This is a genomic window from Franconibacter daqui, assembly GCF_014644275.1.
Taxonomy (GTDB): Bacteria; Pseudomonadota; Gammaproteobacteria; order Enterobacterales; family Enterobacteriaceae; genus Franconibacter; species Franconibacter pulveris.
Genome location: NZ_BMKJ01000004.1, coordinates 207,717 through 229,477, shown reverse-complemented (window position 1 = coordinate 229,477; position 21,761 = coordinate 207,717). Strand labels below are relative to the sequence as shown.

General features: G+C 56.4%; 15 protein-coding genes. 8 read left to right on the top strand and 7 right to left on the bottom strand.

The window, feature by feature from the left end:
* Positions 1 to 203 precede the first annotated feature (203 nt).
* Entirely contained in the window at positions 204 to 869 is a 666-nt protein-coding gene (locus IEX01_RS15005) for a 7-cyano-7-deazaguanine/7-aminomethyl-7-deazaguanine transporter (protein ID WP_024557077.1), read from the top strand.
* Between the two features lie 72 nt (positions 870 to 941).
* A complete protein-coding gene (locus tag IEX01_RS15000; RefSeq protein ID WP_024557078.1) occupies positions 942 to 1,502 on the top strand; it encodes a DcrB family lipoprotein in 561 nt (186 codons plus the stop codon).
* On the opposite strand, the gene IEX01_RS14995 is transcribed toward IEX01_RS15000, so the two are convergent.
* Positions 1,503 to 2,723 (bottom strand): MFS transporter, encoded by a 1,221-nt coding sequence (locus IEX01_RS14995; protein WP_048888768.1) that lies wholly within the window; start codon positions 2,721 to 2,723, stop codon positions 1,503 to 1,505. It abuts the gene before it with no gap.
* A 159-nt stretch (positions 2,724 to 2,882) separates the two neighbouring features.
* On the opposite strand from IEX01_RS14995, the gene IEX01_RS14990 reads away from it, so the two are divergent.
* Together IEX01_RS14990 and IEX01_RS14985 are read left to right on the top strand one after the other, a co-directional pair.
* On the top strand, positions 2,883 to 3,956 hold the full coding sequence (locus IEX01_RS14990) for an AI-2E family transporter (protein WP_125454283.1): 1,074 nt from the start codon (positions 2,883 to 2,885) through the stop codon (positions 3,954 to 3,956).
* A 351-nt stretch (positions 3,957 to 4,307) separates the two neighbouring features.
* Positions 4,308 to 5,234, top strand: a complete 927-nt coding sequence (locus IEX01_RS14985) for an omptin family outer membrane protease (protein ID WP_188724109.1) — start codon at positions 4,308 to 4,310, stop codon at positions 5,232 to 5,234.
* A gap of 56 nt (positions 5,235 to 5,290) precedes the next feature.
* On the opposite strand, the gene IEX01_RS14980 is transcribed toward IEX01_RS14985, so the two are convergent.
* The gene (locus IEX01_RS14980) at positions 5,291 to 9,100 is read right to left on the bottom strand and encodes an NAD(P)-binding protein (RefSeq protein WP_188724108.1); all 3,810 of its coding nucleotides are present in this window, start codon (positions 9,098 to 9,100) and stop codon (positions 5,291 to 5,293) included.
* Between the two features lie 706 nt (positions 9,101 to 9,806).
* The gene (locus tag IEX01_RS14975; protein WP_028019743.1) at positions 9,807 to 11,006 is read right to left on the bottom strand and encodes a BaiN/RdsA family NAD(P)/FAD-dependent oxidoreductase; all 1,200 of its coding nucleotides are present in this window, start codon (positions 11,004 to 11,006) and stop codon (positions 9,807 to 9,809) included.
* A gap of 228 nt (positions 11,007 to 11,234) precedes the next feature.
* Here IEX01_RS14975 and pitA point away from each other — a divergent pair, with 228 nt between their 5' ends.
* Positions 11,235 to 12,737, top strand: a complete 1,503-nt coding sequence (gene pitA, locus IEX01_RS14970) for an inorganic phosphate transporter PitA (RefSeq protein WP_024556187.1) — start codon at positions 11,235 to 11,237, stop codon at positions 12,735 to 12,737.
* Between the two features lie 56 nt (positions 12,738 to 12,793).
* Here pitA and uspB read toward each other — a convergent pair whose 3' ends face one another.
* Positions 12,794 to 13,129 carry a universal stress protein UspB gene (uspB, locus tag IEX01_RS14965; RefSeq protein WP_024553139.1) on the bottom strand — a complete coding sequence of 112 codons (336 nt, stop codon included), beginning with the start codon at positions 13,127 to 13,129 and terminating at the stop codon, positions 12,794 to 12,796.
* 387 nt (positions 13,130 to 13,516) lie between these two features.
* Between uspB and uspA the strand changes: the two genes are divergently transcribed.
* On the top strand, positions 13,517 to 13,954 hold the full coding sequence (gene uspA / locus IEX01_RS14960; RefSeq protein WP_024556186.1) for a universal stress protein UspA: 438 nt from the start codon (positions 13,517 to 13,519) through the stop codon (positions 13,952 to 13,954).
* Between the two features lie 57 nt (positions 13,955 to 14,011).
* On the opposite strand, the gene rsmJ is transcribed toward uspA, so the two are convergent.
* Positions 14,012 to 14,764, bottom strand: a complete 753-nt coding sequence (gene rsmJ / locus IEX01_RS14955) for a 16S rRNA (guanine(1516)-N(2))-methyltransferase RsmJ (protein ID WP_188724107.1) — start codon at positions 14,762 to 14,764, stop codon at positions 14,012 to 14,014.
* An 8-nt stretch (positions 14,765 to 14,772) separates the two neighbouring features.
* Complete coding sequence (prlC, locus tag IEX01_RS14950; RefSeq protein ID WP_188724106.1) at positions 14,773 to 16,815, bottom strand: oligopeptidase A; 2,043 nt, start codon at positions 16,813 to 16,815, stop codon at positions 14,773 to 14,775.
* Positions 16,816 to 17,078: 263 nt separating this feature from the next.
* Between prlC and IEX01_RS14945 the strand changes: the two genes are divergently transcribed.
* Both IEX01_RS14945 and gorA read left to right on the top strand, forming a co-directional pair.
* Positions 17,079 to 17,921 carry a 23S rRNA (adenine(2030)-N(6))-methyltransferase RlmJ gene (locus IEX01_RS14945; protein ID WP_188724105.1) on the top strand — a complete coding sequence of 281 codons (843 nt, stop codon included), beginning with the start codon at positions 17,079 to 17,081 and terminating at the stop codon, positions 17,919 to 17,921.
* Positions 17,922 to 18,006: 85 nt separating this feature from the next.
* Positions 18,007 to 19,359 carry a glutathione-disulfide reductase gene (gene gorA, locus IEX01_RS14940; RefSeq protein ID WP_188724104.1) on the top strand — a complete coding sequence of 451 codons (1,353 nt, stop codon included), beginning with the start codon at positions 18,007 to 18,009 and terminating at the stop codon, positions 19,357 to 19,359.
* A 72-nt stretch (positions 19,360 to 19,431) separates the two neighbouring features.
* Here the strand turns inward: gorA and IEX01_RS14935 are convergent, their stop codons facing one another.
* A complete protein-coding gene (locus IEX01_RS14935) occupies positions 19,432 to 21,624 on the bottom strand; it encodes a TonB-dependent siderophore receptor (RefSeq protein ID WP_188724103.1) in 2,193 nt (730 codons plus the stop codon).
* Positions 21,625 to 21,761 lie beyond the last annotated feature (137 nt).

Here is a 21,761-nt window from a genome sequence, read left to right as displayed (position 1 = left end):
TATTCTCGGATCAGTCAAAAACCGCCTTAGTTTACGCGCAGAAGGCAGAGGCGCAAGCGAGCTTAACGATTGCGTTAAAATTAACCATTGCATTGACGACGTAAAGCAGTATTATGCGGCGGCTTTTGCGCAAACGCGCCGCGTCTGCCCTCAAGCAAGAATGAACTGGGTTCCCTCACCCCAACTAACAAAAAGGTCACAATATGACGTCCTTTACTTCAAGCCAGCGCCGCCGTGCGCTCGTCTGGCTTTCGCTGTTTCATTTGCTGGTTATCACGTCCAGTAACTACCTGGTGCAACTGCCGGTTTCCATTTTCGGTTTTCACACCACCTGGGGCGCGTTCAGCTTCCCGTTTATTTTTCTGGCAACCGACCTGACCGTGCGCATTTTTGGCGCGCCGCTGGCTCGCCGCATTATTTTCGCGGTAATGGTGCCGGCGCTGCTGATTTCTTACGTGGTCTCGTCGCTTTTCTACATGGGAAGCTGGCAAGGGTTCGGCGCGCTTGCGCACTTTAACCTGTTCGTTGCCCGTATCGCCACGGCGAGCTTTATGGCTTACGCCCTTGGGCAGATTCTGGATGTGCATGTCTTTAACCGTCTGCGCCAGAGCCGCCAGTGGTGGCTTGCGCCTGGTGCCTCCCTGCTGCTTGGCAATATCAGCGACACGCTGTCGTTCTTCTTTATCGCCTTCTGGCGAAGCCCCGATCCGTTCATGGCCGAGCACTGGATGGAAATCGCTGCGGTGGACTACTGCTTTAAGGTGCTTATCAGCATTATTTTCTTCCTGCCGATGTATGGCGTGCTGCTGAATATGCTGTTGAAAAAACTGGCAGATAAATCCGATTTCTCCGCGTTGCAGCACGGTTAAACGTTCGCGGAATTTCTTGTGTTAAGATGCAGGGATGGGTCGTTATGACCGTTTATGTAAAGGAATAAGTCAATGCGCAACCTGGTAAAATATGTCGGTATTGGCCTGCTGGTAATGGGGCTGGCGGCCTGTGACAACAACGACAGCAAAGCGCCTGCTGCCGGCAACGCGGCCGAAAGCAGCGCCGCCAGCGGTCAGCCGGTAAGCCTGCTGGATGGCAAGCTGAGCTTCTCCCTGCCAGCGGATATGTCCGACCAGAGCGGCAAACTCGGCACCCAGGCGAACAACATGCACGTTTACTCGGACACCACCGGCGAGAAAGCGGTTATCGTCATTCTTGGCGACAACACCCAGGAGCCGCTCGATGTGCTGGCTAAACGGCTGGAAGACCAGCAGCGCAGCCGCGATCCGAACCTGCAAGTGGTCACCAACAAAGCCGTTGAGATCAAAGGCCAGAAGCTGCAGCAGCTTGACAGCATTATCTCCGCCAAAGGCCAGACCGCCTACTCGTCTGTTGTGCTGGGCCATGTGGATAACAAACTGCTGACCATGCAAATCACCCTGCCTGCCGACAATCAGCAGCAGGCGCAGAGCGCGGCGGAAAATATCATCAACACCATCGTGTTGAAGTAATCACTGCCGCGTTTCACCGGCCTCTGGCGCCTGCGTCAGAGGCCGTTTTTTTAGCCGCCACGCCAACCCCATCGCTGCCAGCACCAGCGCCGCCGACGCCAGATAAATCATCGGCACGCCCGCGTAAGCCATCATCACGCCCGCCAGCGGCCCGGTCATACCGAGCGATAAGTCCATAAACACCGTGTAGGTCGCCAGCGCGCTACCCTGGTTATGCTGCGGCACCGCTTTCACCGCCACCACGCCAAGCGCCGGGAAGACCAGAGAGAACCCGCCGCCTGCGAGCAGCGTGCCCATCTTCGCCATCAGCGGCGTAACGGCGAGCCCCACCAACAGCAGCCCCAGTGCTTCTACAGCAAAGCAGATCATCGCCACGTTCAGCCCGCCGAGACGGTTAATGCCGTTGGGGAACAGCAGGCGCCCGCCGACGAACGCGGCGCTGAAGAGCGTCAGCGCGAAAGCCGCGCCATCCCAGCCTTTGGCCTGATAAAAGAGTGTGATAAAGGTGGCGATAACGCCAAAGCCGGTCGAAGAGAGCGCCAGCGCCATGCCATAGGGCCAGACGCGCCCCAGCACCGCGCGAAACGGCAGCGGTTTGCCCTTGCTGGCCGTCACCTTCGGTCTTGGCAGCGCCAGCAGCGCCGCCAGCAGCGATACGCCCATAATCACGCCCGCCAGCAACCGCAGCCCGCCCCACGCGTAGCACAGCGCCCCCAGCGGCGCGCCAACCGCCATCGCCCCGTAAGTCACTACGCCGTTCCACGAAATCACTTTACCGATATGCACCGAACCCACAACGCCCACGCCCCAGAGCGTCGCCCCGGTTCCCGCAAGACTCTGCCCTACGCCAAGAATAAGTCGTCCAAGGCAGAGCAGCGCCAGGCTCGCAAGTGGCCAGGCTTGCGTTTCTGCCGCCAGCCAGTAACAAAGCCCGCTTAAGAAACAGCCGCACAGGCCAAGGATCACGACGTGCTTTGGCCCGAGCGTATCGGCGGCGCGTCCGGCGTGCGGGCGGCTTAACAGAGTGGCGAAGTATTGCAGGCTGATGACCAGCCCCGCCCAGAAGGCGCTAAAGCCCATCACGTCGTGCACATAGCCGGGCAGCACCGCAAGCGGCAGGCCGATGGTTAAGAAGCTGGCGAAGTTAAAGATAACAACAGATACGATGCGCAGATTAAGGCGTAATCCGCTAATAGCCGGTTCAGCGGCGCGGTCGGGCATGGAAATCACCGGAAATTAACAACAGTGCGCCAGTATAAACATGTCGACCCCGGAAAATCAGCCTTCACTTTCAGAACGCTCTACTCCGGCGCGCTTTCTGCAAAGGGCTACACTGTAAACAACCACACAGTACGGGCGACTACTTAAAAGGACTTCACCATGCTCAGAAAGACGGGCAGCAGCAACGAGGTTGCGGCCACGCAGAAGGCTGGCCTGCATATGCTGCAAAAGCTGGCGGCGCTGGTCATTATTCTGGCCGGCATCCACGCCGCCGCCGACATTATTGTTCCATTATTGCTGGCGTTGTTTTTCGCCATCGTGCTTAACCCGCTGGTCACGTGGTTTGTGCGCCGGGGCTTTAAACGCTCGTTCGCCATTACTATTGTGGTCATCGTGATGCTTTTCGTGCTCACGCTGCTGCTCGGCCTGCTGGCCGCTTCGCTCAATGAGTTCGTTGCGCTGTTGCCAAAATATGCGAACGAATTCTCACGCAAGATAATGCATCTGGAACGGATGGTGCCGTTTATGCATTTGCATCTCTCGCCGGAGCGCATGCTGCAGCGAATGGATTCCGAAAAGATGATGGGCTATGCCACCATGCTGATGACACAGCTTTCCGGCGCGATGGCAAGCATCGTGCTGCTGGTGATGACCGTCGTGTTTATGCTTTTTGAAGTGCGCCATCTGCCCTACAAACTGCGTTTCGCCCTTTCCAACCCGCAGATTCATATCGCCGGGCTGCACCGCGCGCTGAAGGGAGTGACCCATTATCTGGCGCTTAAGACGCTCATTAGCCTCTGGACCGGGGCCATTATCTGGCTCGGGTTAACGCTGCTTGGCGTGCAGTTCGCGCTGATGTGGGGCGTGCTCGGCTTCCTGCTTAACTACATTCCTAACATCGGCTCTGTGCTTTCAGCCATTCCGCCCATGATCCAGGCGCTGCTGTTTAACGGCTTTTACGAATGCGTGATGGTGGGGCTGCTTTTCCTGGCGGTACATATGGTGCTGGGGAATATGGTGGAACCGCGCATGATGGGACACCGCCTCGGCATGTCGACGCTGGTGGTCTTTCTCTCGTTGCTTTTCTGGGGCTGGCTGCTCGGCCCGGTGGGCATGCTGCTCTCCGTGCCGCTCACCAGCGTCTGTAAAATCTGGATGGAAACCACCACCGGCGGCGCCAAACTCGCGATTCTGCTGGGGCCCGGTAGACCGAAAAGCCGCTTGCCGGGATAGCATAAAAATAAAGAATAGGTTAAAGCGGGCAATTGCCCGCTTTAACTTTTACAGGGGTTTATTGATTCCCTGCATAGATTGATAAAATCTTTTTTTTCCGCAGCTGCCACTCATGAATGATTAACCGCTTCACTTACAGTGAAACAATCCACCAATGAAGAAGTTTCAAAAAGAATAAAAAAATGCATTAAGGAAATATGTAGACCTGCGCAATTTTTAATGTTTTTTAGTTTGGTTATAGTACCGCCGCCAAATCGAGGATGCTCTGTCTTTTTTTAGATATACAAAATATAAAGGTTAAGCTCGTTAATCGAACCGGACTGACCCACGCTTATCAAAAGGAATTTATTGATGCTTAAGAAATATATCCTTCCCCTTGGGATGACTACTTTTATCGTATGTTTTCCTGCAACTGCACAAAACTGGCAGTCTATAAATAATGAAGTTACGTTTAATACCAGTCTGGGTTGGCTTGGCGGCGAATCTAAAGAATATGTTTATGATGAAGGGCATAAGGTCAGCCAGCTTGACTGGAAGATAAAAAACGCGGCGATTATTAAAGGCGACATTTCATGGACGCCGGTGTCTTATATAACACTTAACGCGCGTGGCTGGACGACCCTTGCTTCCGGCAGCGGCGAAATGGAAGACTATGACTGGCAGGATGAAAACCAGTCGCACTGGACAGATAAATCTACCCATCCTGATACGCCTCTTAATTACGCCAATGAGTTTGATATTAATATCAAAGGTTGGATTTTTAACCAGCCCAACTACCGCTTTGGCGGCGTAGTCGGTTATCAACAGACTCGTTATAGCTGGACCTCGTATGGCGGCACGTATAATTACAATAACGGTACGGACAAAGGCGAGTTTCCCCGCGGTGAAACCGGCATCGGCTACCAGCAAAAATTTAGCGCGCCCTATATGGGCGTAGCGGGTATGTACCGCTATCAGGACATTGAATTTAACGCGCTGTTTAAGTTCAGCCCCTGGGTTGAAGCTAAAGATAATGATGAGCACTATCTTCGCGATACCACTTTCCGCTCTAATACTAAAAACTCACGCTATTATTTTGCCTCTGTCGATGCGGGCTATTACGTCACGCCAAACGTAAAAGTCTTTACTGAATTAAGCTGGGCTAAATATGAAAAAGAAAAAGGCAGCATGGAAGTTATCAATTACCGTACTGGCGAGCGTGATTATTATGGCAGCAACACTTCAGGAATTGAAAACGAAAGCTATATGATCACTGCCGGTATTCAGTACCGCTTCTGAAAAGCAACCAACAGGCCCAGGGCCTGTTGGTTATTTTTACACACCTGAACCTATTGTCAGGCCAGCGTGCCGCGGGTTTTCACCCGCGTTTTCACATATTCCGCCGCCCGCTTCCCGGCCAGGAAAGCATGGTCGGAATTATAATATTCCCACTCGCTGTAACGCCCTGACAGATGAATGTCATACCCCAGCAGCCACTCGCGAATCAGCGAAACGTTGGCCTTGCGCGCATGGTCATAAACCACGTAAGCGTAAGGGATATCAATCATATTCGCCGTCAGGATCGGGTCTTCCCGCGTTATCATTCCCACCGCAATACACTCTTCCACGCAGCGGGCGATAAGCGCATCGCCATCCACCGGCAGCGGTTTTTCGGGCGAGTAGCTTATTTCGCACGTCAACCCGCAGCCGCCCGGCGGATTGCAAAACGGGCTGGCGTTGCCCTGTACGAAAATCCGGTGGAAGATCGTCTCGCCGGGGTAATAGATCCAGTGCTTTTCAGTGAGATCCGCACGGCCGACACCCAGGTTGACGCAGCGTATCGAGACGTGCCGCAACCCTTTCGCCGCCTCCTGGACCGCCTCCGGCGCTTCGTCGCCCATCAGGTTGATAAGCTCCGGCAGCGGCATGGTGTTGATGAGCTGCTCGTAGCGGTAGCGGCGGCCATCGGAAAGCACGGCGATATGTTCGCGCGGCTGCACTTTTACAAGCTTCGTATTGGTTTCAAGCTTGCACTTGAGATGCGGAAGAAACCCTGACATTAGCGCCTGAAAGCCGCCGCGCAGCGGATAGCCGAAGCGGGCGTTGGGTCCCATGGGTTTGGCGAGCGGCGCGAGCGCCCCTTCGATAATCTGCCCGAGATCCGGCAGCGGCACGCGCCCGCCGAGCCAGGAGGTTTCCATCTCGCTAAGCGGCACCGTCCAGAGCTTTTTGTTGTAGGGAATGGCGAAATATTTGGCGATGCCCCGGCCCCAGGTTTTCAGGATAAAGCGCTCGAAGTTCTCTTCGCCTTCGCTTTCATTCGCCGCGCGGCACGCTTCGCCGTCCGGCACCGCGCCGTCGGCGCAGCAATCCCGGAACTGCGCGGAGGCTTCGGCGAGCTTAGGCCCGTTCACAGCGGCTACGCCGCTTTTTTGCGCCGCGCCATAGCGCGCTTCGATAGCCCCCAGAATACACTCCTTTATCACTTCCGGCGGCAGCCCGAACAGCGAGGCCTGGAACGGGTAGCGAGTATGCACGCCTTCGCTATAGACCCAGGCTTCCCGCATCTGCCAGTGCAGGTTGTTGCCGAGCAGCAGTTTATACATCTCCAGCACATAAGCGTCGTCAGAAAACATAATGTGCCCGGCATAATCGAAGGTGAAACCTTTATCAGTTATCGAGCGGCACCAGCCGCCTGGCGCGGCATTTTTCTCCAACAGTACGGCCCCTTCCCCGTAGTGATAACCCGCGCTCAGCCCGGTCGGCCCGGCGCCGATAACCAGGCAGGGGATGATGTCGTCATCGGCCGCCAGCGTTTTAAGCCGCACCACCGCGCTCTCCCGCGTTTGCGGCTCGCCATCAGGCGTCGTCTGCGCCGTGGGCGTCTGCCCGGCAGTGCGCGCATTTTCAATCAGCGAGTGCATACGCTTCGCAGTGTCATCCCAGGAGGTGGCCGCCACCACGTCAGCCATCTGCCGCGCCATGGTTTCACGCACCTCAGAGGTTAAGCCGAGCGCCTGTTCACAGGCGCGTATAAACTCTTCCTCGCTGCGGGCAATCGCCACCAGGCCTGCATAATGGCGCTCCACATCCGTAATGGCGGTACTGACCACAGGCAACTGCGCGGCCATATATTCCAGCACTTTGGTCGGGCTGATGTATTTAGTCGACGCGTTAATGGCGAAAGGCATAAGGCAGACATCCCAGCCAGCAAGGAAATGAGGCAATGCTTCGTAAGTCTGCTGGCCGAACCAGTGAATATTGTCGCGCTGAGGCAGGCTTTGCGGGTCGATTTTGACCACCGGTCCCACCATCACGATTTGCCACTCCGGATGGCTGTCGGCGAGCGCGGCGATAAGCCCCAGGTCCATACGTTCGTCTATTACGCCGTAATAGCCAAGCCGGGGACCCGGCACGGCCTGCTGGAGCGGATGCCCATTGCCGCGATCGAGCGCCTGCTCAAAGTGCGCGGCATCAACACTGCTCGGAAAACAGTGAACGCTGCTGTGGCGGTTTTTCTTGGCTTCATAGAGGCTCGAACCGCCGGTAAAGACCAGATCGGCTCGTCCAAGCAGCGCCGATTCGCGCTGTTGCAGTTGGCGAGGCGCCTGATGAAACGCGGAAAGCTCATCCATGCAGTCATAAACCACTACGGCGGGCTTAAACGTGGTCAGCAGCGGCAGCGCCATCGGCGTGTAGAACCAGACGACCGGCTGTTGTCCTTCGCTCAGCAACTCGCTCAGCAGCGGCTGCAGCACGGCAATCTGATCGTCATGAAAGCCATGCGCTTCCACAGGCGTGTGGGGCTGAATAACCGTCACGTTAGGGGCGGGAGCGGTCTGGTATAACCCGGCAGGGCCAGCTTCAAACACCGGTTCCTCAATAAAATACACCCGGTAATATTCTGCCAGACGGCTTAACAGGTGCTGAGGTCGCTGGAAAACAAAACCCCAGCGTAAGTGGCTGAATACAAGCAGTGTTTTCTGATGCATACCCTTCTCCTCGACCCGGTTCGCCGGGTGAATAAACGATTGAAAATGGCGTAGCGTGCGCTGCGCCTGAAGGAGCGCGGCGGCGTAGGGCGCGTGGAGACGACGAGCGGTCGGGTCCGGCCCGCTCAGGTCGAGATCCCATAAGCCGCTTTGCGTCCAGTGCGTGGGGTCCTCCCACATAGGTCGGTCTACAATCGGGTAAAGGCAGATGCCGCAAATATCGGCGCCAGAAAGCTGCGCCTGCGCCACATGCGCGGTGATATGGCGAACCCAGGCGCTGCGCCCGCTGCCGACATGACTGGTTTCCGCCAGCAATATCGGCCTCTGGTAACGCTGATGAAGTTCGTAAAGCATTTCGTGGAGCGGCTTACGCCGTCTGTCGCCCAAATGCCAGGGCAGGCGGTAGTGGGTTGTGTCTTCCCACTGGTTGCTGTGGTAATAGTTCGCGCCGATCATATCGAGATAGCGCGGCGCGCCGCCAAGCTCCGGCGCGAGGCGGCCGCTCAGCATATCCCATGCCTGAAACTGTGCGTCAGAGCATGTCCGGGCCGCGGCTTGCGCCTCCGGGTCGGCATCCCGGGAGATGACATGGATAATCGGGTCGCAATGCAGAATGCGGGCGCGGCTGTCCGCTTCCCAGATGGCGTCGCACGCAGCGATAGCGGCGCGGATCAGCTGGCGTTTGGCCGCATCGGCAACGCCGCTTTCCGGTCGGTCCGGGCAGGGAAATACCCCCACCTCAATCCCCCAGCTCATAAAAGAGATTTCATTAACCGGCGAATAGACCGGCGGCTGGTCGTAGTAAGGGGCGAGAAAGCGCGCCAGCGCGCCGCAAAAACGGGCGAAGCGAGAAACAAAATCAGCGGAAAAAAGGCTCAGGCCATCAGGCCAGCCGTAGTGGCATAACGTCCAGCACACCTGCACGCCATGCTCGCGCGCCGCCTCCATGCGGGCCGCGACATCAGTGAAATCATAACCCTGCGGCGTTTCCGTAAGCCGCCACCCCACGCTTTCCCGCACGGTGGCGATAGAAAAGGCGGCGAGCGCGGCATAATCTTCCTGCACGCGAAGCAGATGGCCCGTCGTCGTATTCAGCGAGAGCGGGATACCTTGCGGATTGATATGGTCCGCCCCTTCATAACCTGCCTGCCAGAACGTTGAGAATATCGCCACGCGTTCCTACTCCCCTGTTTATTACAGACAAAACCTCCCTACCAAACCCACCCGTAAGGGATGGTTCAGCAGCGTAAAAAAAGCCGAAAGCGTGGCGAAAGCGGCGCGCCTAAAGGTGGCCGACCCTTTTCGCCGGATACCCGACAGAGCCTTATTAAACGAAGCGGAAAAATGTATCTGCGCCGGGTGAAAAATATCGCGCAGGTGAAAGAAAAAGACGGGAGAAATATCTCCCGGTCACGTTCATTTATAATTTAATAATGAATAGTTGCTCGCAGAAATCCATCAATGAAAAGTATAGGTAACGTCACCCTTTCTGCAAGGTTATGCAGCCGGCAACCATAAAAGCGGTATTTTCAAGGCATTATTCAGCGCTTCGCTAATTAACCTTTATAGCCTGTAAACCTTGCTACAAAAGGCCTGAAGGCAGGAAAAAACAAAAACGTAGCGGCGAGGGAAAAATAAATCTAAAACGGTGAATAAATAATCACTGTCGTTTCGGTCAATAGCAAAAATATATAAATTAAAGCTCAACAAGCGCAACGAAAATTAAAGCGCTTCTTCCAATGAAATTAATCAGTAGCGGTTTTAAATTAATAAAAAAGAACCAGTGACGGCACGGATAATTTATTCGCTGTTGGGCTAACACATAAAATAAAAACGCGCCGGTAGATGACGTTTACCGGCGCGAAGAAGCGAAGCGCGTTTAGCGACGGCTTTCCGCCAGCGCCTGCGCACAGGCCCAGGCGCTGGCCCACGCCCACTGGAAATTGTAGCCCCCCAGCCAACCGGTCACGTCCACCACCTCGCCGATAAAATAGAGGCCTGGCACGTTTCGCGCTTCCATGGTGCGCGAGGAGAGCGCATGGGTATCCACGCCGCCAAGCGTCACTTCCGCAGTACGGTAGCCTTCTGTGCCGTTAGGCTGTACGCGCCAGTTTTGCAGCGTCTCTTCAAGCGCCTGTTGCTGGCGGCCATTGAGTTGCTTAAGCGTTGCATCGGGGATCTGTTTGAGCTCCTGTAAACACTCCACCAGCCGCTTTGGCAGCAACATGGCAAGCGTATTTTTCAGGCTCTGGTTGGGGTGCGCTTCACGCTGCGCGTTAAGAAACGCTGACAAATCCGTATCGGGCAGCAGGTTTACCGAAACCCATTCGCCCGGCTGCCAGTAGCTGGAGATTTGCAGTACCGCCGGGCCGGAAAGCCCGCGATGGGTAAAAAGAATATTTTCGCGGAAGGTGACGCCGTTTTCCGCCGTGACGACCGAGGGCACCGCCACGCCGGAGAGCGTCTGTAGCTGCTCCAGCAAGGGCTTGTGTAGCGTAAAGGGCACCAGGCCTGCGCGCGTCGGCAAAACGTTTAAACCAAACTGTTCCGCGACCTTATAGCCAAACGGCGTGGCGCCAAGGCCTGGCATGGAAAGCCCGCCGGTGGCGATAACCAGCTTCGGCGTTTTTACTTCCGCGCCATTAAGCTGCAGGGTATAGCCATTGTCGTCACGTTCAATGCTGAGCACCTCGGTGCGCAGGCGCAGCGTGACGCTCCCCTTCTCGCATTCCGCCATCAGCATGTCGACTATCTGTTGAGCGGAATCATCGCAGAAAAGCTGGCCGAGGGTTTTCTCATGCCAGGCGATGCCGTGCTTACCCACCAGCTCGATAAAATCCCACTGGGTATAACGCGCCAGCGCCGATTTACAAAAATGCGGGTTCTCGCTCAGGTAGGCGGCGGGCTCGACATAGAGGTTGGTGAAGTTGCAGCGCCCGCCGCCTGACATGAGAATTTTTCGTCCTGGCTTTTTACCATTATCCAGCACTAACACCCGGCAGCCCGCCTGCCCGGCCTGCGCCGCACAGAAAAGCCCCGCTGCGCCCGCCCCGATAATGACGGCATCAAACTGTTCCACTGCCTTTTCCTCTTAATGACTGGGCCGCGAATTGTAAATATTCGGCGCTGGTCGCACCAGCGTAACACCTGTTTCAAAATTTATATCTTTGAATTTAAAGGATAAAATTATTAATAAAAATGACAACCGCACGTAAATCCTTAAAAAAGTCTATATTTCACTTTGCCCGCGCCGCGGTTGTCTTAGATAATGCGCCGCGTTCATGTCCTCAAAATGGCGTAACGTCCTATGCTACATTTGTTTGCCGGGCTGGATCTGCATACTGGCCTGTTGTTATTACTTGCTCTGGGATTTGTACTGTTTTATGAAGCCATTAACGGCTTCCATGATACGGCAAACGCAGTAGCAACGGTTATCTACACTCGCGCTATGCGATCGCAACTCGCGGTGGCGATGGCGGCAATCTTTAACTTCCTCGGCGTGCTGTTAGGCGGGTTGAGCGTGGCTTATGCCATCGTGCATATGCTGCCCACCGATCTGCTGCTGAACGTTGGCTCCGCGCACGGCCTGGCGATGGTCTTCTCCATGCTGCTGGCGGCCATCATCTGGAACCTGGGCACGTGGTATTTCGGCCTGCCGGCGTCCAGCTCCCATACTCTGATTGGCGCTATCATCGGCATTGGCCTCACCAATGCGTTGATGACCGGCACGTCAGTGGTGGACGCGCTGAACATCCCGAAAGTCATTAATATTTTCGGCTCGCTAATCATTTCGCCTATTGTCGGCCTGGTCTTTGCGGGCGGGCTGGTGTTTTTGCTGCGTCGCTACTGGAGCGGCACGAAAAAACGCGCCCGTATCCACCTGACCCCGGCCGAGCGTGAAAAGAAAGACGGCAAGAAGAAGCCGCCATTCTGGACGCGTATCGCGCTCATCCTTTCGGCTATCGGCGTGAGCTTCTCCCACGGCGCGAATGACGGCCAGAAAGGCATCGGTCTTATCATGCTGGTGCTGATTGGCGTGGCGCCGGCGGGTTTCGTGGTTAACATGAACGCCTCCGGTTACGACATTACGCGTACCCGCGATGCGGTCAACAACGTCGAAACTTACTTCCAGCAGCACCCGACAGCGGTCCGCCAGGTAGCAGGGGTCGATCCGCTGATCCCGACGCCGGAACAGGTAAGCTCGACAGTGAACCCGAAAGAGTTCCACTGCGACGCCAGCCGCGCCATTATCGCGCTGGACCGCGCTAAAGCGATGCTGGGTTCTATCGACAACTATGACAAGCTGAGCGTTGACCAGCGCAGCCAACTGCGCCGCATTATGCTCTGCATCTCCGACACGACGGATAAAGTCGCGAAGCTGCCGGAGACCAGCGCGGATGACAAGCGTCTGTTGAATAAGCTGAAAGGCGATATGCTTAGCACTATCGAGTATGCGCCGGTCTGGATAATCATGGCCGTAGCGCTGGCGCTGGGTATTGGCACGATGATCGGCTGGCGCCGCGTGGCGACCACTATCGGCGAAAAAATCGGTAAGAAAGGCATGACCTACGCGCAGGGCATGTCCGCGCAGATGACAGCGGCGGTCTCTATCGGTATCGCCAGCTACACCGGGATGCCGGTTTCCACCACCCATGTGCTTTCCTCTTCCGTGGCGGGCACCATGATTGTGGATGGCGGCGGTCTGCAGCGTAAAACCGTAACCAACATCCTGATGGCCTGGGTCTTTACTCTGCCTGCGTCGATTATGCTTTCCGGCGTGTTGTACTGGATAGCGCTGCGCTTTGTGTAAGCATCAGGCTTAAGAAAAATAAAGCGGGTCAGGCAACTGGCCCGCTTTTTTTATGCTCAGTGCCAGATAAGCAGCGCCACCAGGCTTACCACTACCAGGCCGCACAGGGCGCTGGTCAGGATGAACTGCCGGCGCACCCGCTCGCAGCGGCGGATAAACTCATCATCATGATGGTCGAGGTAGCGCTGCCAGTAGATATACCAGACGAGGCGGATCTGCTTGCTGGGCTGACCGTGGGCGGTAAAAAATCCGCCGCCGTCGACATACTGATAAAGCAAGGGATCGCAACCACGCAGCACGACCAGCAACGCACGCAACGACGAGAAGTAGCGCGCCATATTGACAACACATACCACACACAAGGCCCAAAACAGCGCAACAGTGCTGACCATACCCCACCCCCGGTCGCTCTATCCGGCGCGGACGCCCCGGATACCCAGTCTGACATTTCAGTAAATGGATGCAGTAAAACCCGCCGGGGATCACATTTATTCACCCGAACGGCTCATTAAATAGTGTAGGAGATCCGTTAATTTTTTTACCACAACGTTAATCCTTATCAATGCCAGTCGAGCTATTTTTCATTTGAATAAGGGTGACCAGGGTCAATTGACGGATAAGTCAGAGCGCTATAAGGTACAAATAGCCTCTATAATTGAAGTCCTTACGCTGGAGTCAGCTCCCGCAAGGGTGGTACGCAGGACGCCGGCACGCGAGCGGCAAAGCAAAAACGCCGTTCAGTCCACTGGTCATCGACATCTTATGGAAGGAGTAACACTATGGCTTATCAACATATTCTTATCGCGGTCGACCTGTCACCGGAAAGCAAAGTGCTGGTAGAAAAAGCGGTATCCATGGCGCGTCCTTACAACGCGAAAATTTCTTTGATTCATGTCGATGTGAATTACTCCGATCTCTATACCGGCCTTATCGACGTGAACCTGGGCGATATGCAAAAGCGCATCTCCGAGGAGACCCACAACGCGCTGACCGAGCTTTCCACCAATGCAGGCTACCCGATTACCGAAACCTTAAGCGGCAGCGGCGATTTAGGCCAGGTGCTGGTGGACGCCATTAAAAAATATGACGTCGACCTGGTCGTCTGCGGCCATCACCAGGATTTCTGGAGCAAGCTGATGTCCTCCGCTCGCCAGCTCATCAACACGGTGCATATCGACATGCTGATTGTGCCGCTGCGTGACGAAGACGACGAGTAAGCGCCATCAGGAGCCTAAAAGATAAGCCCCGCTTTCGCGGGGCGTTTTATTACGCTTTTACGCCGGCGTGCCGGAGTAAATATCAAACCGGTGCCCTTTGGTCACCACCGCGTTCGGCGTAGCGACGTTCGCAAGCGGCGGCGCGTAGTCGGGGCGCTTCACCACCACGCGTTTTGTGGCAAGCAGGCAAGCCGGGGCCAGCAGACCGTCAGCGTCTTCGTCCGGCCCCACCAGCGACTGAAACACCCGCATCTCTTTTTTCACCAGCGCGCTTTTTTGCTTATGGGGAAACATCGGGTCGAGATAAACCACCTGCGGGCGCGGCGTAATACGCTCCAGCGCCGTCAGGCTGGAGGCGTGAATAAGCGTGAGCCGCTCGCGCAGCCAGGGGCCAATCTCCGGGTCTTCATAACCACGACGCAAACCGTCATCCAACAGCGCTGCGACGACCGGGTTGCGCTCAAGCATGCGCACCCGACAGCCCACCGAGGCCAGCACGAAGGCGTCGCGTCCCAGCCCCGCCGTGGCGTCCACCACGTCCGGTAAATAGTCGCCCTTTACCCCTACGGCTTTCGCCACCGCCTCGCCGCGCCCGCCGCCAAACTTGCGGCGGTGCGCCATCGCGCCGGAGACGAAATCGACAAAAATACCGCCAAGTTTTGGCTCATCGCGCTTGCGCAGTTCCAGATGCGTTGTCGTCATGACCAGCGCCATCGGGTTCTCCGCGTCGTGTTCTAAGCTCCAGCGAGCGGCAAGAACAGATAAGGCGCCGTCTCCGGCGCCTGATTCATCCATTAAGCAAATGTTCACGTGATGCTTTAGCCTTTGATGCCGTAGTGTTCCAGCATCGCGTCGAGCTGCGGTTCACGGCCGCGGAAGCGTTTGAACAGCTCCATCGGCTCTTCGGAACCACCGCGGGTCAGGATGTTATCCAGGAACGCCTGGCCCGTTTCGCGGTTGAAAATCCCCTCTTCCTCGAAGCGGGAATAGGCATCCGCCGCCAGCACGTCGGCCCACAGATAGCTGTAATAACCCGCTGCGTAGCCGCCTGCGAAGATATGGCTGAAGGCGTGCGGGAAACGGCCCCACGACGGCCCCGGCAGCACCGCCACCTGTTGTTTGATTTCCGCGAGGGTCTCCAGCACCTTCGCGCCCTGCTCCGGGCTGAATTCGGCATGCAGGCGGAAATCGAACAGGCCGAACTCCAGCTGGCGCAGAATAAACATCGCCGCCTGGTAGTTCTTCGCCGCCAGCATTTTGTCGAGCAGCGCCTGCGGCAGCGGCTCGCCGGTTTCAAAGTGGCCGGAGATAAAGGCCAGCGCGTCCGGCTCCCAGCACCAGTTCTCCATAAACTGGCTCGGCAGCTCGACGGCATCCCACGGCACCCCGCTGATGCCCGCCACCCCTGGGGTTTCAATGCGGGTCAGCATGTGGTGCAGGCCATGGCCAAACTCGTGGAACAGCGTAATCACTTCATCATGGGTGAAGAGCGCTGGTTTGCCGTTCACCGGGCGGTTGAAGTTACAGGTAAGGTAAGCCACCGGTTTTTGCAGCGAACCGTCCGCTTTGCGCATCTGGCCGACGCAATCATCCATCCACGCGCCGCCGCGTTTGTTTTCGCGGGCGTAGAGGTCGAGATAAAAGCTGCCGCGCAGTTCGTTGTTTTCGTCATACAGCTCGAAGAAGCGCACGTCCGGATGCCAGACGTCGATATCTTTGCGCTCTTTGGCGGTGATGCCGTAAATGCGTTTCACCACTTCAAACAGGCCGCTAACCGCTTTCTGCTCCGGGAAGTACGGGCGCAGCTGTTCATCGCTGATGCTGTAGAGATGCTGCTTCTGTTTTTCGCTGTAGTACGCGATGTCCCACGGCTGCAACTCGTCCACGCCAAAGTTCTCTTTGGCGAAAGCGCGCAGCTGCGCCAGCTCTTTCTCGCCCTGCGGGCGGGCGCGTTTAGCAAGATCGGTTAAGAAATCGAGCACCTGCTGCGGGTTTTCCGCCATCTTGGTGGCGAGGGACTTTTGCGCGTAGTTTTCAAAGCCCAGCAGCTCCGCCAGCTCGTGACGCAGCGCGAGAATTTCCGCCATAATTGGGCTGTTATCCCATTTACCAGCGTTCGGGCCCTGATCGGACGCGCGGGTGCTGTACGCGCGATACATCTCTTCGCGCAGCGGCTGGTTGTCGCAGTAGGTCATCACCGGCAGGTAGCTTGGAATGTCGAGCGTCAACAGATAGCCCTGCTGCTCTTTGGCTTCCGCCTGCGCTTTGGCCGCCGCCAGCGCGCTTTCCGGCATGCCAGCCAGTTCAGCCTCGTCGGTAATCAGCTTTGACCAGCCCATCGTGGCGTCGAGCACGTTGTTGCTGTAGGTCGACCCCAGCTCAGAAAGGCGCGCGGCAATTTCGCCGTAACGTTTTTGCTTCTCTTTCGGCAAGCCGATGCCGGAAAGCTCAAAGTCGCGCAGCGCATTATCCACCGCTTTTTTCTGCGCGGTGTCGAGCGTCTGATAATGCTCGCCGTCGCGCAGGTTGCGGTACGCCTGATAAAGCCCTTCATGCTGGCCGACCCAGGTGCTGTATTCAGAGAGCAGCGGCAGGGTTTGCTCGTAAGCTTCGCGCAGCGCCGGGCTGTTTTGTACGGAGTTCAGATGGCTTACCGGCGAGAAAATACGTCCCAGACGGTCGTCCACTTCCGCCAGCGGCTGGCAAAGGTTATCCCAGGTATAAGGCGCGCCTTTGGCGACCACGGCTTCTACCTGCGCGCGGCAATCTTCCAGCGCCTTTGTAACGGCAGGCACCACATGCTCAGGTTTAATCGTGGAAAAAGGCGGCAGTTCAAAAGGCGTGAGTAACGGATTGGTCATAAGCGCAGTCCTGTCGAAAAGGGTGAATGAAGCGCGCGTTCCAGCGCTTTGCCTGTGCGTCTTAGCATGGGGTTAAGTGTAGTGAATTTCAATGGCGAGCGGGACTCGCAAGCGCTTATTGCTGCGATGCGCTTAACCACCTGGCGCCCGCTTAGCGCACGATTACGCATCGGGGTGCTGGCGTTGGGATGGCTTCTGCGGTAATCCGTTGCGATCTGCGATAAACTAGGGCTTGACCTCTTTTATTCCGGAATTCATCCCGCATGCTCAGTTATCGCCACAGCTTTCACGCCGGCAACCACGCCGACGTCCTCAAACATACCGTCCAGAGCCTCATCATTGAGTCGCTCAAAGAGAAAGAGAAACCTTTTCTCTATCTGGATACCCATGCGGGCGCCGGACGCTACCAGCTCAGCGGCGAGCATGCCGAGCGCACCGGCGAATATCTGGAAGGCATCGCCCGCATCTGGCAGCAGGACGACTTGCCTGCCGAGCTGGAGCCTTATATCAGCGTAGTGCAGCATTTCAACCGCAGCGGGCAGCTGCGCTATTACCCCGGTTCGCCGCTTATTGCCCGCCAGCTTTTACGTCCGCAGGACAGCCTGCAACTGACGGAGCTGCACCCGAGCGATTTTCCGCTGCTGCGCTCTGAATTTCAGAAAGACGAACGCGCCCGCGTGGAGCGCGCCGACGGTTACCAGCAGTTAAAAGCCAAACTGCCGCCGGTCTCCCGCCGGGGATTAATCCTCATCGACCCGCCTTATGAGATCAAAACCGACTACCAGGCGGTAGTGAGCGGCATCAGCGAAGGCTACAAGCGTTTTGCGACCGGCGTTTACGCGCTGTGGTATCCGGTTGTGCTGCGACAGCAGATCAAACGCATGCTGAACGACCTGGAAGCGACCGGCATTCGCCGTATTTTGCAAATTGAGCTGGCGGTGCGCCCGGACAGCGATCAGCGCGGCATGACCGCCTCCGGCATGATTGTTATTAACCCGCCGTGGAAGCTTGAGCAGCAGATGGCGAACGTGCTGCCATGGCTGCATAAAACGCTGGTGCCGACCGGTACGGGCCACACCACGCTGAGTTGGGTGGTTCCGGAATAAGTTGCTTATTGCAACCATAGGCGCAAGCCAGACGCCCAGGGCGTACACTTAGCTAACTTTTTCGACGCAATTCAAGGAAACGGCCATGAGCAAACATTACGACTACCTCGCTATCGGCGGCGGCAGCGGCGGCATTGCATCCATTAACCGGGCGGCCATGTATGGCCAGAAATGCGCGCTAATCGAAGCGAAAGCGCTGGGCGGCACCTGCGTAAACGTGGGCTGCGTGCCGAAAAAAGTGATGTGGCATGCGGCGCAAATCGCCGAGGCTATTCACCTTTACGGCCCCGATTACGGCTTCGATACCACCGTCAACCATTTCGACTGGCAGAAGCTGGTTAACAGCCGCACCGCGTATATCGACCGCATCCACACCTCGTATGAGAACGTGCTGGGGAAAAACAACGTTGATGTTATCCACGGTTTCGCCCGTTTTGTGGATGCGCATACCGTTGAGGTGAATGGTGAGACGATCACCGCCGATCATATCCTGATCGCCACCGGCGGCCGTCCCGTACAGCCGGACATCCCCGGCGCGGAATATGGCATTGATTCCGACGGCTTCTTTGCGCTCCCGGAGATGCCGAAACGCATCGCTGTCGTTGGCGCAGGCTACATTGCGGTAGAAATCGCAGGCGTGGTCAACGCGCTGGGCGCGCAAACGCACCTGTTTGTGCGTAAACACGCGCCGCTGCGCACGTTCGACCCGATGATTTCCGAAACGCTGGTGGAGGTGATGCAGGCCGAAGGGCCGCAGTTGCACACCCACGCCACGCCGAAAGCGGTAGTTAAAAACAGCGACGGCAGCCTGACGCTGGAGCTGGAGGATGGCCGCTCGCAAACCGTGGATTGCCTGATTTGGGCCATTGGCCGCGAGCCGTCGAACGACAACTTCAACCTGGCGGTGACCGGCGTTAAAACCACGGAAAGCGGCTATATCGTTGTCGATAAATTCCAGAACACCAGCGTGCCGGGCATTTACGCGGTGGGCGATAATACCGGCTCGGTGGAGTTAACGCCGGTTGCCGTAGCCGCGGGCCGTCGCCTCTCAGAGCGCCTGTTCAACAACAAGCCGGAAGAGCATCTGGACTACAGCAACATCCCAACCGTGGTCTTCAGCCATCCGCCAATCGGCACCGTGGGCCTCACCGAGCCGCAGGCGCGCGAACAGTATGGTGATGAAAAGGTGAAGGTATATAAATCGTCCTTTACCGCCATGTACACCGCCGTGACCTCGCACCGCCAGCCGTGCCGCATGAAGCTGGTCTGCGTTGGCGAAGAGGAGAAAATCGTCGGCATTCACGGCATCGGCTTCGGCATGGACGAGATTTTGCAGGGCTTCGCCGTAGCGCTGAAGATGGGCGCGACGAAAAAAGATTTCGACAACACGGTCGCTATCCACCCAACCGCGGCGGAAGAATTCGTGACTATGCGCTAAGCGCTGTTCAGACAAGAAATCAGGCTAAGAGCAATGCTCTTAGCCTTTTTTATTGCTGCGCGCTGGCCATCCTCAGAAGAGCAGCGAATAGTTCAGGCCAAAGGTACGGCCACGGCCTTTGTAAGCGTAAAGGTCCTCGCTGCCGTAGGTTGGGCTATAGAGTTTCGGCGCGCGCTGGCCCCAGATGGTGGTGTAGTTTTTATCCAGCAGGTTTTCCACGCTGAAGCTGAGCTTGCCCACCGGCAACGCATAGCTGCCCAGGAAATCAATCGTGTTATAGCCCTCGATTTTATTGCCCGCCTCATCGGAGAGATCAAACGCCTGCTGGGATTGCAAACGCAGCGTCCAGTCATCAGGCGCCCAGCCAATATAGGCCGTCGCCTTGGAAGGACTTGCGGAATCCACCGTCAGTTTTTCCCATTTCCCGGCCACGCGCGTTTCTGAACGAATAACATTAAACGTAACGCCAGCGCTCCAGTCCGTATCCGGCACGAAGTAATCCACTGCGCCTTCAAGACCATAAATGCGGCGCTTGTCGTCGTCCAGATTAATGGTCATGTCCGTTTTGTTGATGGAGATCGTTTTGTCAGACAGCGAATAGTAAGCGGCAAGCTGGGTGCGAACCGCATCGCCGGTATAACGCCAGCCAAGCTCCCACGCGTTAACCTTAATGCCATCCAGCCGGGAGTCGTTCACGTTGACGCTGTTCAACAGGCGGTAGTGGCCGTTGCGTAACTGATAGGTGCCGGAGCCGTAATATTTTGCGAGGTCCGGAATTTCAAAGCCCTGAGAGAAATTAAGCCACGCTTGCTGACGCTCCGTCAGGTGCGCAAGCACGCCTGCGTTAAACAGAACGTTGTTGTAATCGGTTTTTCCCCCGGGCACCGCATCGGCCGAGCTCGCAAGCCCCGTGGCGATCCCCTGCTGCTGGGCGTATCCCACAAAGTCATCCACCTTGTTTTCGGTGTACTGATAGCGCACGCCGCCGCTCAGGGTAAAGACAGGGGTAATGTCATAGTTAGCTTGCAGGAACGGCGCCAGGTTAGTGACCGAGTAGCCCGGATAGCGCCCTACGTTATAAGCACTCTCAAGATGCATCCCGCCTGACTGGCTCGCTTTCGCCAGGTCGAAGAACTGCTGGTTGGCGTCGAACGTTTCGTGTTCCGCATCCACGCCCCAGGTGAGGCCCAGCCCGTCGAACGGATTGCTGTTTAGCGTTAGCTTGCCGCCCCAGAAATGGGTGTTCTGCTCCGAGGCGCCAATGCTGGTTACGCCCGTGCGGCCAAGCGTAGGAAAGGGATAAAAGGCCAGCTTTTCGTCACGGTAAAAAATTTGCGCGACCAGGTCCTGACCCCAGACATCGGTGTTGGAATACTGCAGATTAATCAGATGACGCTCGGTGCCGGGAATGCGGTCTGAAGAGAGGTTACTGCCGTTATGCGCCTGCCCTTGTCCAGTGACCGAAGAAAAATTTTCACCAAGATCAAGGCCATGCTCACCATCAGACTGGCTTTTATAAAACTGCGTGGTGAGCTGGAGTTGCTGATGATCGTCAATGTCCAGCGTGCCGTTTCCCATCACATCCAGCCGGTCAGAGTACTGCAACCCGGTCTGCGTGTTATCGATGATAACCTCCTCGCCGCGACCGTCATACCAGCCGCCGAAACGTTGATAAGCGACCGAAAGCCGACCGGAAGCGTGTTCGTTGCCGCCGCTTACCGCCGCCGCGACGTTCTCATCATGGTCGTTATGGCTGTTGAAGCCGCTTTTGCCGCCGACAGTGAATTCAACCTGCTTTTCCGGCTGGCCTTTTTTGGTAACGATATTAATTAGCCCGCCGGTGCTGCCGCCGCCATACAGGGAGGTGGCGCCTGAAATCACTTCGATTCGTTCGATATTAAATGGATCGATAGCGTCCAGCTGACGGCTATCCGTGCGAGACGAGTTAAGACGTACGCCGTCAACCATCACCATCATTGAGCGGCCCCGCATATTCATGCCGTAATTTGTACGCCCCTGGCTGCTGACATCCATCCCGGGTATAAGCTGCGCCAGCACATCTTTAAATTCTTTGCCGCCCTGAACCTGCTGCTGTAACTCCTGCCCTTCAATTACCCAGTTAGTTTGCGCCAGCTCCGTTACGCTGCGGTGAGCGCGACTGGCCGATACGACGATGTTGTCGCTTTGCGCTTGTTCTGCGTGTGCAGCCGGGCCGGCAAGCGCCAGCAGGCAAGGTGACCACAAAGAAACTTGCTGAATTTTCATTGTTTTTATTTCCATATTGTCAGATGGAGCACAGCGGAAAAGGCTTCCTTTGATGCCGCGCCTCCGCCAGCCGGGCTGTTTTAATGATAATAATTCTCGACATGATAATTATTTACAAAGCGCTGGCAATACATTTA